This window comes from Paraglaciecola aquimarina, assembly GCF_032464635.1.
GTDB lineage: Bacteria > Pseudomonadota > Gammaproteobacteria > Enterobacterales > Alteromonadaceae > Paraglaciecola > Paraglaciecola aquimarina.
This window is the reverse complement of record NZ_JAWDIO010000002.1, coordinates 105,049-119,402: the sequence shown is the minus strand read 5'-3', so window position 1 is coordinate 119,402 and position 14,354 is coordinate 105,049. Positions and strand designations below refer to the sequence as shown.

11 protein-coding genes and 1 pseudogene are annotated in these 14,354 nt (G+C 40.8%); 10 read left to right on the top strand and 2 right to left on the bottom strand.

The genetic code is table 11. The annotated features are described in order from the left end of the window. Positions 1-273 precede the first annotated feature (273 nt). The 10 genes and pseudogenes from RS130_RS01315 to RS130_RS01270 all read left to right on the top strand — a co-directional run bounded on the left by RS130_RS01315 (position 274) and on the right by RS130_RS01270 (position 12,620). A complete protein-coding gene (locus tag RS130_RS01315) occupies positions 274-618 on the top strand; it encodes a hypothetical protein (RefSeq protein WP_316024446.1) in 345 nt (114 codons plus the stop codon). Next, positions 533-3,193 carry a TonB-dependent receptor gene (locus RS130_RS01310; RefSeq protein WP_316024445.1) on the top strand — a complete coding sequence of 887 codons (2,661 nt, stop codon included), beginning with the start codon at positions 533-535 and terminating at the stop codon, positions 3,191-3,193. Before RS130_RS01315 ends, RS130_RS01310 begins: the two co-directional genes overlap by 86 nt. Further along, positions 3,157-3,591 (top strand): TonB-dependent receptor, encoded by a 435-nt coding sequence (locus RS130_RS01305; RefSeq protein WP_316024444.1) that lies wholly within the window; start codon positions 3,157-3,159, stop codon positions 3,589-3,591. Before RS130_RS01310 ends, RS130_RS01305 begins: the two co-directional genes overlap by 37 nt. A 156-nt stretch (positions 3,592-3,747) precedes the next feature. After that, positions 3,748-5,409 (top strand): endo-1,4-beta-xylanase, encoded by a 1,662-nt coding sequence (locus RS130_RS01300; protein ID WP_316024443.1) that lies wholly within the window; start codon positions 3,748-3,750, stop codon positions 5,407-5,409. Positions 5,410-5,835: 426 nt separating this feature from the next. Then, the gene (locus tag RS130_RS01295) at positions 5,836-6,558 is read left to right on the top strand and encodes a GGDEF domain-containing protein (protein ID WP_316024442.1); all 723 of its coding nucleotides are present in this window, start codon (positions 5,836-5,838) and stop codon (positions 6,556-6,558) included. A gap of 22 nt (positions 6,559-6,580) precedes the next feature. Then, positions 6,581-8,945: pseudogene (locus RS130_RS01290) on the top strand (DNA polymerase II). A gap of 346 nt (positions 8,946-9,291) precedes the next feature. Further along, positions 9,292-11,079: a sulfatase family protein gene (locus RS130_RS01285; protein ID WP_316024441.1), complete on the top strand. Its 1,788-nt coding sequence runs from the start codon at positions 9,292-9,294 to the stop codon at positions 11,077-11,079. An 18-nt stretch (positions 11,080-11,097) separates the two neighbouring features. Then, complete coding sequence (locus tag RS130_RS01280; protein ID WP_316024440.1) at positions 11,098-11,796, top strand: sulfatase-like hydrolase/transferase; 699 nt, start codon at positions 11,098-11,100, stop codon at positions 11,794-11,796. Then, positions 11,771-12,220 (top strand): sulfatase-like hydrolase/transferase, encoded by a 450-nt coding sequence (locus RS130_RS01275; protein WP_316024439.1) that lies wholly within the window; start codon positions 11,771-11,773, stop codon positions 12,218-12,220. The genes RS130_RS01280 and RS130_RS01275 overlap by 26 nt, the downstream gene beginning before the upstream one ends. Before the next feature lie 22 nt (positions 12,221-12,242). Beyond that, entirely contained in the window at positions 12,243-12,620 is a 378-nt protein-coding gene (locus RS130_RS01270; protein WP_316024438.1) for a hypothetical protein, read from the top strand. Between the two features lie 88 nt (positions 12,621-12,708). On the opposite strand, the gene RS130_RS01265 is transcribed toward RS130_RS01270, so the two are convergent. Together RS130_RS01265 and RS130_RS01260 are read right to left on the bottom strand one after the other, a co-directional pair. Next, a complete protein-coding gene (locus tag RS130_RS01265) occupies positions 12,709-13,350 on the bottom strand; it encodes an L-dopachrome tautomerase-related protein (protein WP_316027946.1) in 642 nt (213 codons plus the stop codon). Between the two features lies 1 nt (position 13,351). After that, on the bottom strand, positions 13,352-13,777 hold the full coding sequence (locus RS130_RS01260; RefSeq protein ID WP_316024437.1) for a hypothetical protein: 426 nt from the start codon (positions 13,775-13,777) through the stop codon (positions 13,352-13,354). Positions 13,778-14,354 lie beyond the last annotated feature (577 nt).

The following is a 14,354-nucleotide window of genomic DNA, read 5'->3' as shown; positions in this document are numbered from 1 at the left end:
CGGACTTAGTTACTAAATTTCATATTCATCTTCATAAATACCGTAAATGTTAAATATTATTATTAATCTCTGTGACAGTATGTTAAAAAAATAAGGGTTAGCGCTAACATTAAGTGCGACTTTATATGTAATTGAAAAAAACACAAGCGAAAAATAAAGCGTTTTTATATTGGTTAATGGTCAGTGTGTTTTGAACCGCAAACCAATAAATTTAGCTAAGAATACGCCAAGTTGTGCGTAGTAAACACCTAACTAGGAGTACACATAATGAGTATGCAAAGAAAAACTTTTCTAAGCGCCTCTATAAGAGCTGCCATGTTTGGCACGACAGCCATGCTTTCTGCTGCTACCAGTCAATATGCCGTTGCACAAAGTGTTGATAAAGTGGATGTTGCTGAGGATGACGTTGAAGTCATCAATGTGACCGGTATTCGTGGCGCACTTGCTAGTGCAGCGGAAATTAAACGTGAAGCATCAACATTCGTCGACTCAATTACTGCATCTGATGCAGCCGCCATTCCTGATTTGTCAGTTGCCGAAGCCCTTTCGCGCGTACCTTGGCATAACCGTTTCTCGTTTTACCGCTGGTGGAACCGCTGGCGATTTCCCTTCTCCTGAAGGTTCAGGGAACTTAATTCGCGGCCTTGGTTTTATTCGTTCAGAATTTAACGGACGGGATGCGTTTTCAGCTAACGGCGGTCGAGCGTTAGATTGGTCTGCTGTACCTCCTCAACTTATTGGCCGTGTAGATGTTTTCAAAAACCAACAAGCTGACCTTATTGAAGGGGGTATTGGTGGAACAATTAACTTACAAACACTTGCACCATTTGATAACGAAGACGGAATTGCGTTAGTTTCTGTTGATACTGTTTATACGGATATTCGTGAAGAGTGGAGCCCTACATATAGTGGCGTGTTTGGTAAGAACTTTACTAATGACAACGGAAAATTTGGCTTTGTAGGGTCGTTTTCTTCGTCCGAATTGCAATCAGACATTAACGGTTACCAAGCAGGTATGGTTGTACCTCGCGATAATGTGTCGGCCGACAGTTTTGCAGCAGGACAAGAGGTAAGTGACCCTGTAGGTACGGTAGCGCTAACGCTAGGTTTTAATCTACGTACCAACGAAGTTGACCGCGAAAGAGAAAGTTTCTATGTTGCTGGCCAATGGCGCAGTGCTGACGATAATCTAGAAGTATTGGTTAAATACGTCACAGTAGAAAATGAAACCAATGGTCTTGAACGCACCTCTGAGTGGTATGCAGACGCAGAAACCGTAAGATCAGGAGGAGTAGAGGTGAGTGACTTAGTTGTGTCACCTTTTACCTCAGACGGTATTCCTAAATGTAACGGGAGTAATGAAACACCTGTAGGCGAGTGTGATGAGTTAATCCCTGTTTCCGGTGGTTTAATGGAAGAAGGGCTGATAACAGACGATTTCCGCAGTTGGGCTGGTGCGTACGGGTTGCGTGTGTCTAACTTAGGTATCGGTAAGCAAGAATATTCTAAAACGGATGATGTTAGCGTTAACTTGAAATGGCGCGCTACCGACCAACTATTCGTAGAATTTGATGCTCATAGAACAACAGCTGAAGCCTCTTTCGAAGAACAATGGATTGGTGTAAATACTTTCTTAAACGTGTTTTCTCGTCCTGATTTAGACAATCCCTATCTAGAGTTTTCTGTTGATCCCCGTACTAGTTTCGCTGATGGTAACCGCGTTGCAGATGAAGGCACAGTTCAAGTCCCATATGTACCTGCTACGACTCCAGCAGATCCATCTGGTTCTTATCTTGGTTTTGCAAATGATTCATTCCGAGAAGGTGAAGGCGATTTACATGCGTTTAAGCTTGACGCTGAGTATGAATTTGAAGATTCAGACGGCTGGTTCCAGTCAGTAAAAATGGGCGCACGTTACTCAGAACGTGAACAAATCAACAAAGAAGCAGGTGGCAACTGGAAAGGCGTCACTCCATTATGGAACGGTGTAGCGCCTTTAAATTCATTAGAGAAAAATATTTACGACGAAGTTGATTTCAGTGATTTTTTCCGTGGTGGTGTAGTGGGTGGTGAAAACGCTACACTACTTTATGCTAGCGCAGACATGTTACGCAACCCAGAGTTATTCTACGATTACTTGCAGGCAGAACCTGATTTCGAACATTCAGAATATTCGCCATTTGCGACAACTGTGCTTAACCCTGATGATCCAGCTACTGCGGATCAACTGCGTCGTACAAACGATGGTAACTATACTAAAATTTATCAGCCAGGCGGTATTTCAGATGTGGTTGAAGAGACTATCAATCTGTATGCCATGGTAAAATTTGCTCAAGAATTTGACAATGGCATGTGGCTAGAAGGTAACGTTGGCTTACGTTATGTGAAAAATACATTGGGTTCAAACGGTAAGCTTACTTATAGTGAATTTGGTATAGATGAACAGGAAGTTGACTATACTTTCGAGATTGAAGGAGAGGAACTTACTTTACCTTACCCTGCATCAGTAGAAGCAATGGATACCATTAATGACTTCTTGCCTGAAACAGAAGCTTATTTACAAACAGAAGACTCAGTGAGAAGAGTGGATGTAGAAGATGAGCATTGGTTACCTTCATTAAATGTTAAATTGAATCTTAATGACGATATGCTTATCCGTTTTGGCGCGAGTAAAGGTGTGACGCGTCCAAATATGTCAGACTTAAATGCAACTCAATCAATCAGTGCCAAAACCAGTGTCACTCGTCACGATAACCTTGATCCTACAGATCCAGATTATGATCCCACTGACCCGAATAATTTTACTCCTCGTGGTTTAATAGATGGCAACTTAGCCAATATTCGTATCAATGGCGGTAATCCAGACCTTGTAGCTACCACTGCCAATAGTATTGACATTTCATATGAATGGTACTTTGAAAACGGTTTTGTTACCTTTGGTGTGTTTAATAAGAAAATTGACAACATTGTTCAATATGGTGTTAAACCTGTTGACACTATTACTCTAGACGGCACACAGGTTAACGTTAACTTTAATGGCCAACTTAATTTAGCCGAAGCTGAAATTTCAGGTTTTGAAATCGCTTATCAAGATTTCTTTACTGAGTTACTACAGGCATATGGCAACATTTTGGTATTCAAGCTAACTACACTTATGTGGATGCCTCTGCGACACCACCTCCACAGTTTTTAGACGCTAACGATGACGGAATACCTGATTCGGCTGAGACGACCTTCCGTTTTGGTTTAGATAACCTGCTTGGGCAATCAGAGCACACAGGTAACCTAATTGGTATTTATCAAGATGACAAATTAGAAGTACGTTTAATTTATAACTATCGTTCAGAATATTTGAATTCATATCGTGATTTTGTAACGGGTAACCCCGTTTTCCAAAAAGATACTGGATTCTTCGACGCATCAATTAGATACAACGTGACGGACAATCTAACGGCTAACTTCTTAATAGCCAACATCACCGATGAGAAGAACAAGTCAGAAACACAGATTGACGCAGCGGGTACGCGTTATCAACGTTCGAGCTTCTTGAATGATCGTCGTCTTCAATTTGGCCTAAGCTATAAATTTTAACTTTTGAGCATTTAAAAAGGGAGAGGTTAACCTCTTCCTTTTTTGTCTTAGTTAGATCATGAGCTCACGTATTTTCTACTAGCAAAAATGAAGTCAACTAAATGAAATTTAGTAATCAACGACTGATTTTGTTGCGAACTGAAGAGGAAAAGTAAAATGAAAAAATTATTAATTCGTTCGGCATGTATAGGGACAATCATGTCACTATTGACAGCATGTGGTATAGAGGAACATCCAAAAAATGTAGAGTTTCCAGATAACGTATCTGTCACTCCAGAGCCAGAGCCTGAAGTGCCAGAAGAATTTTCTGAAGTGACAGTTACTAGCCTAAAAGCACTAGCAAACTTCCCAATCGGCGTGGCTGTTCCAGAGAGTTTATTGACTGATACAGCACATCAAGACGTTGTTATACAACACTTTAGCCAACTAACGTCTGAAAACGATATGAAAATGGATGCTATGCACCCATCAGAAACTACTTTTAACTTTGCTAAAGCCGATGCATTACTTAGCTTTGCAGAAGCGAATAACTTAACTGTGCATGGCCATGTATTGGTTTGGCATAATCAAATACCTGATTGGATGAGAAATTTTTCGGGAGACACAAATGCTTGGGTGGCCATGATGGAAAATCATGTCACAACAATCGCAACAAAATATGCTGGTCGACTTGAAACTTGGGATGTGGTTAATGAAGCATTCAATGAGGATGGTTCATATAGAGGTTCGGCTGCTGGCGATGATTCTGTATGGTATACCAATATAGGTGAATCATTTATACCGAAAGCCTTTACTGCCGCTCGAGCAGCTGATCCTGATGTAGATTTATATTACAACGATTATAACCTGATTTGGAATAGTGATAAATTAGATGGCGTTATTCAGATGGTCAATGATATGCAAGCTGATGGCGTACCTATTGATGGAATAGGCTTTCAATCTCATATTACCGTTAATAGCCCTGACATTTCGACCATCAAAGCTCAAATGCAGAAAGTGGTAGATATTCGCCCAAAAATCAAACTGAAAATCACCGAACTTGATGTACGCATGAACAATGAAGGTGATGCAGCTTTAACTACATTTACAGCTGCTAGAGCTGAAGTGCAAAAGCAATATTATTTTGATATTGTCGAAGCATACTTAGACATCGTTCCTGAAGATCAACGGGGCGGTATTACTGTTTGGGGAACGAATGATGGAGGTAGTTGGTTACAATACTTTCCTGTACCTACAGTAGAATGGCCATTATTGTTTAATGATGATTTTACGCCCAAACCTTCTCTACAAGGTTTCGCTGACGCATTAGAAGCTGCAAACCTAGTGTCTCCTGATGAAACAGAAACCCCTGCTGCGTTCTTTAATACAGACTTTGAAACGGATCTTGATTCATGGGGACCACGAGGAGATGCATCAGTAACGTTAGAAACCACCGAAGCACACGCTGGAAATAATAGCGCTCTAGTGGCAGGACGTACGGCTAATTGGCAAGGTATATCAAAAAGTGTTGTAGGCTTATTCACTGCAGATGAAAGTTATAATGTATCGGCATGGGTTAAGCTATCTGATGATGCTAGCACAGTGACACCCAGCATGAAGCTAACACTAGAAATAAATCACGGAGCAGGCGATGGCACCACTGAATACCTTGAGATGACGGCCCCTGTCACAGTAACTGCAGGTGATTGGGTAGCACTAACAGGTACATACAACCATACAATATCAACGGTAGCAAACTCTGCTAACCTTTATGTAGAAGCAAGTGAAACCACAGTTGACTTTTATGTTGATGATATTTCGATAACATTGGCGGAGTAATATATTAACGATGATTATTCATTAGGAATTTACATCTTCTTTAATGTTTAAGGGCTGTTGATGAAAAGAGCTAACAGATTAATCTTTTAGCTCTTTTTTGTTTGTTCAGCGAAGCTGGCAAATCTAATTGACTTAAAAAAGCCATAGGAAGTTAGAGGTAGATGACTAGCCGAAACTCGTTTTGGCTACAGGGATTGGAAAGTCTCAAAATTACGCGAAGCCCAACCTTGTATAGAGTTTCTAACATTAGAATCGGTTTATGATAAAGTGTGTTACTAACCTGAAGTCCATTTATCATTTATTAGGAATTTTGTTGTTGCGTAAACATTTATTAACCCCCGTCTTGTTAAGTGCAAATTTTCATGTTTTTTCGTACTCGTCTTGTTGCTTCTAAATACTTACAGTGCCTGTTTACATGCTACCTCAGTGTTTAAAAGTAGTGCCAATTCGGCACAATCAACTTCGGCACAATCAACACCCCATCTTTTGGCTGATAAAACACCGTCTCCTGTTGCTATGACTAGCCTAGCTACTGAAGATAAGCACGGTGCTAACTCGCATATTTTGGTTGTTACTTTAACCGCTGGTAGTGTGTGTTTATTGTTGATGTTACTGTTTTTTAGGAGTGTAAAATATAAACGACAGTTAGCATTGTCAGCCACTACTGACGCGTTAACGGGTTTAACCAATAGACGCAGAATACTTGAGGAGTTTGATGCTGAATTACTACGAAGTAAAGCTAATGGTTTGGCGTTTTCTGTGGCCTTGATCGATGTAGATTGGTTTAAACAGATAAACGAAAAATATGGGCTTTTCACTGGTAATAAAGTGTTACGGCTTTTCGCTAGCACATCCAAGGATATCTTACGACATACCGATTTTATTGGACGAATTAGTGATGAACAATTTTTAGTTCTTATGCCCAATACCAGCAACAATGAAGCCTTTCAAGTGATGGAAAACCTTAGACTCAAAATGCCTGAAATCGCAGAAGAAATAGATCTACCAAACTTAGTAGTCAGTACATCAATTGGCATCTGTCATTGTGTGCCTAACGACAATGTTGAAAGTATTCTACAACTGGCCAACTCTGCTTTATACCGTGCCAAACAAAATGGTAGGGATCAATCTGTAGCCTGCGATAGATAAGTGGGGATGATTGAGCATTACTATGGATCTGCCGACTGAAGGGTTTATTTTGACGGCTCAAACAGTTGAGCGCAAGCAGGCCTCGTATATAGAGTTTTGGTTTTTGACCGAGCAAGGTCCCGTTAAAGGAATAAGTCCGCAGCAAAAGTTGGTGTTTTTTATTCAGCAACAAGACCAGCAAAGTGCCTTTGCAATACTGACCCAAGCAAATATCAAATTTGACTATCAAGCGTTACAACTGTCGACATTTGAGCATACTAAAGTCGCAGGTCTATATTTTCCCAGCCAGTCACTTTTTTTTAAGGCCAAGCGAAGATTGCTAGACGCTGGAATTGTGAGTTACGAAACTGACATTCGCCTTCCCGAAAGATACATGATGGAGCGTTTCATTTATGGCAGTGCAAAACTCACTGGACAGCTAATTGAGCCTCCTTCTAGCGGGCATTCAACAACCTACCTGAACAATATTCAATGTAAGCCAAGCCAGTACATTCCTAGCTTTACGTTATTGTCGGTGGATTTAGAATGTAGTGCCAAAGGCGAATTATTCTCGATAGGTCTGGTTAATGCCGACTATAGGTGTGTGATCATGATTGGCGACGTTCAGCCAGGGCCTGATTGGATTCTCTGGGTAGCGGATGAAAAAGCACTACTAGATACTTTTATTCAACAATTTAGCCAACAAGATCCTGATCTAATTTTGGGTTGGAATGTGGTTAATTTTGATTTTCGACTTCTCATTAAACGAGCAGCAATGCACAAAATCTCGCTTGATCTAGGTCGAGGTGAACAACCAATCACTTGGCGTGACGCCCGTAATGACAGTAATTTAGGTTTTGTGTTTATGCCGGGCAGGATCGTAGTGGATGGCATTGATGCGCTTAAAACTGCCACCTATCAATTTGACAGTTTCAGTTTAGAGAATGTTGCGCGAACTCTGCTTAACAAGGGGAAAGACACTGAAAATGTGCATGGCAGATTAGAACAGATTCAGCATGACTTTTTACACAACAAGGTTAAATTAGCGAAATACAATCTACAAGATTGTGAGCTGGTATTGCAGATATTTGAACATACAAAAGTGTTAGAATTTTTAACTCTTCGCAGTCAGTTGACGGGACTTGAGCTGGATAGAGTTGGCGGCTCAGTGGCTGCTTTTGTCAATTTATACCTGCCGAAATTACATCGAGCCGGGTATGTTGCTCCTAATCGGCCTGAAGGGGGGATTAGCTAGTCCAGGTGGTTATGTTATGAACTCCAAGCCAGGTCTTTATGAGCATGTGCTAGTGCTAGATTTTAAAAGTCTATACCCGTCAATTATTCGAACTTTTAAAATAGACCCTCTTGGGTTAGTTGAAGGTTTAAGTCATCCAGAGCAGGCGATACAAGGTTTTAAAGGTGCTAAATTTAGCCGCGATAAACACTTTTTGCCTGATATTATCACTTCTCTTTGGCAACAAAGAGATCAAGCAAAACTGAAAAATGATACTGCCCGTAGTCAAGCGATCAAAATACTCATGAATTCTTTTTACGGGGTTTTAGGCTCAGGTGGATGCCCTTTTTATGACACTCGTCTTGCGAGCTCTATTACCATGCGTGGCCACGATATTATGCAGCAAACCGCACGCTGGATAGAAGAGGCGGGATATGCGGTGATTTATGGCGACACAGATTCTACATTTGTTTGGTTAAATGGTGAATTCAGCAATCAGCAGGTGCAGGAAATTGGTCGAGAGTTGGCGCTACAAATCAATCAAAAATGGGCCAATAAAATCACCGATGAATATCAACTTCATAGCGATCTTGAAATTGAATTTGAGACCCACTTTCGCCAATTTTTAATGCCAACTATTCGCGGCTCAGAGTTGGGTAGTAAAAAGCGCTATGCTGGGGTAAAAGTCTCTAACGAAGGTGAAGAACTAATATTCAAAGGATTAGAGACAGTGCGTTCCGACTGGACGCCTTTGGCAAAAAATTTCCAGTTGCACTTATATCAAATGGTATTTGCCAAGCAAAGTGTTGAACATTACTTACGCGAGTTAATTAGTGATACACGTTCTGGCAAGCTTGATGACTTATTGGTTTATCGAAAACGTATTCGTCGCAAATTAAGTTTGTATGTTAAAAATATTCCTCCTCATGTGCGAGCGGCTCGTTTGGCTGACCAAAAGAATGCGAGCTTAGGCAGGCAATTGCAATATCAAGACAAAAGTTGGATTGAATACATAATGACGATTAATGGCCCTGAACCGCTTGAGTATTTAACCAGTCAAATCGATTATGAACATTATATCGATAAGCAAATAAAACCTATTGCCGAAGGTATTTTGCCGTTTATCAACTTATCCTTTGAGAACATAACCAGTAAGCAACTCGGCCTGTTTTAAGCTCTTCGAAGCTTTATTACCCTTTCTAACAAATGTGCACTCAGCCGGAGCGTCCTAGTGGATCTTGCACTAGTTTAACGGTATTTGACAAGGAATAAGCATTCCTGCATACCATTGCCTTGTTAAAAAACACTGGTTGGTTTTGAATACATAGTTGTTCAATCGAATGAGTATTATTCCCTTTATTCTTCGGCAAATATTGCTAGTGACTTTACGTTATATTTACATATTTGAAACTGTTATTTTAAATATGATTTATGTTACCTTGGATGTTGTAGGTTCACGACGTTCATTCACTGGATACCTGTATGGTGGGTGGCGCATTGCCGTTATTTATAGGATTTTTATGTCTCTCATTAAACGTGTTTTTTCTATTGTTACAATAGCGGTGCTAGGCACTGCCAACTGCTTTAACGCGATTGCTCAAAGTAAACAAGATAGTACAAATGTGGTGCTTATTCTGATTGATGACATCAGCCACTATGGGGTGACTGCCTATGGTGCAGACAGAATAAATTCTTACCGTAAACGATTTAAAGACGTTAAAATTTCTACGCCTAATATTGATAAATTGGCTGAGCAAGGTGTCATGGTAGATAACGCCTTTGCTTATCAATTGTGTGAGAACACGCGTATAGCGATTATGAGCGGCAAAGAGAATAAGCGTAACTATTTACAACCAAAATCCCAACATCACTCTGATATTACTTTTGGCGATACATTTCAAAAAGCTGGCTATAAAACAGGGTTGTTTGGTAAGTGGAAACAAACCCGAGGCACCAAGAGTATCCATGCTAAAGACTACATTTTTGAGTTTGGTTGGGATGAATTTACCGCGTTTGATGTAGTGGGTGCCAAAAATCGTTTTATCAATCCAGATTTAGTGGTCAACGGAAAAGTAACCAATTACAACAACCGCAAAGACGTTGACCCTATCACGGGTCGTCGTTGGTACGGGCCAGATATTGTTAATCGTGATGCGTTAAATTTTATTGAAAGAAACAAAGACAACCCTTTCTTTTTGTACTACCCGATGATGTTAATTCACGATAAGCACCAGCCTACGCCCGATACCTTACCCCATTCTGTGTTTGATAACTTTCAAGAAAATAGAGTACGCAATGTAGCAATGGAAAAAAGTGGTGATGACCATAAATACCTGCCCGATATGATTGCTTATATGGATAAAATGATTGGCAATGTGGTGAAAAAGTTAGATGAAACAGGCTTGCGAGAGAAAACCTTAATTGTAGTGGTAGGTGACAACGGCACCAAAGAAACCTTTGAGCACGTATTTGCTGATGGTACTCGTTACCCAGGACGCAAAGGGGGGCATGCCGACAACGGTTTACACGTGCCGTTAATTCTTAATCAGCCTAAAACGATCCCTGCAGGGTTAGGTAAAAAAGAAAATAATTACCAAGGTATGGTCGACATAGTCGACATTTATCCAACGATAGCCGAAGCGGCCAATGTCACTATTCCTAATCAACAAGACATTGATGGCATTAGTTTTTGGCAGCAAGCCAAAGGAGCAAAGGGAGAAGCCCGTACCACCATTCATCATTGGGGCAATGGCAATAACAAATATACCGACAACCATATGATAGTAGATTACGCCTTTAATCAACACTTTAAACGTTATGCGCCTACCCAGCATTTTCCTAAAGGTCGTTTTTTTGATTTACGTACTGACTTATTAGAACGTGCAGGCGACACCTTTAAGGAATTCAAATTTAAAGTGTTGCGCTATAGTGGTTTGCCAGTTGAGTCTTTAGATGCTGAGCAAAAAGCCGCCTACGATATGTTAGGTGAAGTGCTTAAACAGAACCGAATAGTAGAGATAGAAGACATAGCGATTATGTCAGCTCCTAGCAAACTAAAAGTGGGCCAAATGAGCCAATTGCATGCCAAACTGACACCTGCTAATACCACGCGCAATGGTGTGGTTTGGGTATCTAGTGACCCAAGCGTGGTATCGGTCAATAAGTTTGGTGAAGTCGTTGCTCATAAAGTGGGTAAAGCGAATATTCAAGTGTACTCGTGGGCCGATGCTAAACCTCTTGCCAACAACCAAGCCCCTGAATTTTTAACTACGGGTGTGAGTGATTCACACATTTTTACTGTTAACTGAATAATTGAGAGTTATTAAATGAAACTAATTAAACATCTAACTTTGTCACTTTTAGCTATTGGTTGTGCCATGCCAGCTTTGGCCGCAACTGCCAATAAACCAAATATCGTTTTTATTATGGCTGACGATGTAGGCATTGGTGATATCAGTGCTTTGCACAGGCAATATACAGATAAACCCGTAGTGGTGGAAACACCCACTATTGATTCATTGGCCGCACAAGGCATGTCTTTTACCGATGCGCATTCACCTACAGCCCTTTGTGCACCTACCCGTTACTCTGTGATGAGTGGCAACTCCACCTATCGTGGTTATGCCAAATGGGGCGTGTGGAGTACTTTTGCTAAAACTGCTGTCACTCAAGAAGACGCGACTATTGGACGAGTAGCTAAGCAAGCCGGATACACTACAGGTTTTGTGGGTAAATGGCATTTGGGCGGCACCTTTTTAGATAAAAACGGCAATATGTATAAAGGCGCCAAAGGCGGACCAAAATCGAAAAATGTTGATCTTACTAAGTGGGTAGCAGGCAACCCCAAAGAGCTTGGTTTCGACTACGACTTTACCGCACCAACAGGCGTGCAAGGACCAACTTATTCATTACATGAAAATGGCCAGTGGTATAAGTTTGATAAAGACTCCAAACTTATTTATGTAGATCAGCATTCAGCCCTAGACAAAAGCTTTGTTAGTGACAAAGGCCCTTGGCATGGGTGACAGTCATTGGGACAGCACTAAATTAAATATGATGCTAGCCGACAAAGCCGCAGACTTCATCAAGCGCAGTGCTAAAGGTGACAAACCGTTTTTACTTAACTATTGGAGCCCAGCAACTCATATTCCGCATACGCCACCGGCTGAAATTAACGGAGAAAAAATCTTAGGATCTACGCCAACTGAGCACTTAGACATGACTAAAGTGTTAGAGATTGAAGTCTCACGCATCGTTAATGCATTGAAAGAATCTGGCGAATACGAAAACACCTTGATCATTTTTACCTCTGACAATGGCGGTTTGCCAGAAAAAAGAGAAATACAAGCGGGTCACAATTCATCTGCTATTTACAATGGCCACAAAAACTCGCCACTTGAAGGTGGGCACCGTGTGCCATTTATTGCCGTATGGCTAAGGCAAGATTAAAGCAGGCACTAGCAACAACACTATGGTCAATGGTACTGATATTGTGGCAACAGTCGCGGCAGTGGTTGATGTAAAACTAAATGAAAACCAAGCCAAAGATTCATGGAATATCTTGCCTACCTTGATAGGTAAACCCTACCAAGAGCGTAAGTTGATTATGCAACAAGCGGGTAGCCAAAATCAGTTAATGTTACGTGAGGGAGATTGGAAAATTATTATTCAATCTAACCATAAAGTGACTAAACGTGAATTGGTTGCTTTGTATAATCTTAAAGACGATCCTTCTGAAAAAACTAACTTGATCAACCAAGCGAAGCACCAAGACCGCGCTCAAGCCATGTACAAAAAGTACTGGCAAATACGCGATTCAGGCCAACGCACAGCGCCCGTGCAAATGTAGTGCTAATTAACTTGCTGTAACAAGTACAAAAAAAGCCCAAGCCATTGGGCTTTTTTATGTTTGTAAAAGCCTACTTCGATACTAGTATTTAACGTCCAAATGACGCAAATGCTTTGGGTGTGAACTGTAGAATGTAAAACTTGTTGGGAGTAGGGGACTCATTATTGAAAGCAGGTGAACGGTGTAGCTTATTGCTGGTTGCATATATTCCTTCTGGACCGGCATTGGCAAAACCTTCTACCCAACTAAGTATGTTGTTATCTTGATGCAGTACCGAATATTTTCTATCTGTTGTGATGACGCCAATTGCATTGTTTTCTAAGTCTGAAACGTATAAATTCCCTTCTTTATCAATGGTTATTCCATCGCCCATGTTCTTTGCTGCATATCGTTCCACCTGTTTTTCTAGCGCTTTGGCTGATAAGTCGGTATTGAGTAAATCTGCGGTACGCACTCGATAAATAGATCTGCTCGACATTGGCGCAAAATAGACCCATTTGTTTTCTACATCTATGGTGATGGGGTTGACGCCCACTCTTGCTTCCTTACCTTGCATATTGACCGTTTTACCATCAATAACTAAAGGTTTGTCTTCAGGAATAGTTGCGAAAGAACCTTCCAGAACACGGCGAACTAAGCCTGTGTTGATATCGAGCACAAGTAAAGCTGAGGTTGTATCTGCCGCAGTGTCAGTTATATAAATAGCGTTATGCTTACGGTCAACAGCCATGTCATTCAAAATATACGACCTGGTTGACTATAGGACGGGTAATATAAAATATTTTGTATAACTTCTCGTTTTTTGTGTCCCAGCCAATGACTCGGCCAAGCGCATCTTCGCCCCAAATTGTGTCTAAGAACCATAAAATATCTTTTTCATCGACGATAGCACCTAACACACCATTCAGAGGTGGAAAAAATGCTTTTTCGGGATATGGGGTAAAACTACCGTCAGCAAGAAGCTCAATCATTTTATGAGGAGAACCATAGGCCTGGTGGGTACTCATAAAAACTCGTCCATTTTTACTAACTGCTATATTCGCCGGTGGGGTTTCGCTGTCTAGCGCTCTAAATATTTTAAAATCAGAATGGTTTGCCCATGAGTAATTAGTGATAGGCAGTAATGCAAGCACAGTAAAGAAGTAGAACATTTTCATAAAGAAATCCCAATGTAATGGTTAAGTGTGAGTGTTTAACGCCGCATCAAGTTAAGTGCGAAATACTATTATTGATTGTATACAATTTACAATTAATGTTTCTATATTTGCGCTCTTAAAGCATCGTTACATGAGTTCCAATTAAGACACCCATGAAATCAGCCTCGCTCCGATAGATGTCTGGAAGCTAAGAAAATCGCCTAATTTATTTCATTTCAATTTTATGGTTTGAGTTGTGTCGCTCAGTAGTTTTGCCCTATGAGGTGAATGTTTGTTAGTTCCAATTAAGACACCCATGAAATCAGCCTCGCTCCGATAGATGTCTGGAAGCTAAGAAAATCGCCTAATTTATTTCATTTCAATTTTATGGTTTGAGTTGTGTCGCTCAGTAGTTTTGCCCTATGAGGTGAATGTTTGTTCGGTTTTTTAGGGGATAAATGCTGGATCCCTGCTAACAGCATGCAGGGATGACGGGCTTCGATGGACACTGCAGAACTAGCGGGATAGGTTAGTTCAAAACTGAGTGACCTTTTCGGTTTAGAATTAACATGGGTGTCCTGATAAGCATGCAGGGATG

Bases quoted from the DNA above. Each gene is read 5' to 3' on its own strand.
- RS130_RS01270 (WP_316024438.1), top strand. From the start codon at position 12,243: ATGGTCAATGGTACTGATATTGTGGCAACAGTCGCGGCAGTGGTTGAT.
- RS130_RS01285 (WP_316024441.1), top strand. From the start codon at position 9,292: ATGTCTCTCATTAAACGTGTTTTTTCTATTGTTACAATAGCGGTGCTA.
- RS130_RS01300 (WP_316024443.1), top strand. From the start codon at position 3,748: ATGAAAAAATTATTAATTCGTTCGGCATGTATAGGGACAATCATGTCA.
- RS130_RS01260 (WP_316024437.1), bottom strand. From the start codon at position 13,777: ATGAAAATGTTCTACTTCTTTACTGTGCTTGCATTACTGCCTATCACT.
- RS130_RS01315 (WP_316024446.1), top strand. From the start codon at position 274: ATGCAAAGAAAAACTTTTCTAAGCGCCTCTATAAGAGCTGCCATGTTT.
- RS130_RS01265 (WP_316027946.1), bottom strand. From the start codon at position 13,350: ATGGCTGTTGACCGTAAGCATAACGCTATTTATATAACTGACACTGCG.
- RS130_RS01280 (WP_316024440.1), top strand. From the start codon at position 11,098: ATGAAACTAATTAAACATCTAACTTTGTCACTTTTAGCTATTGGTTGT.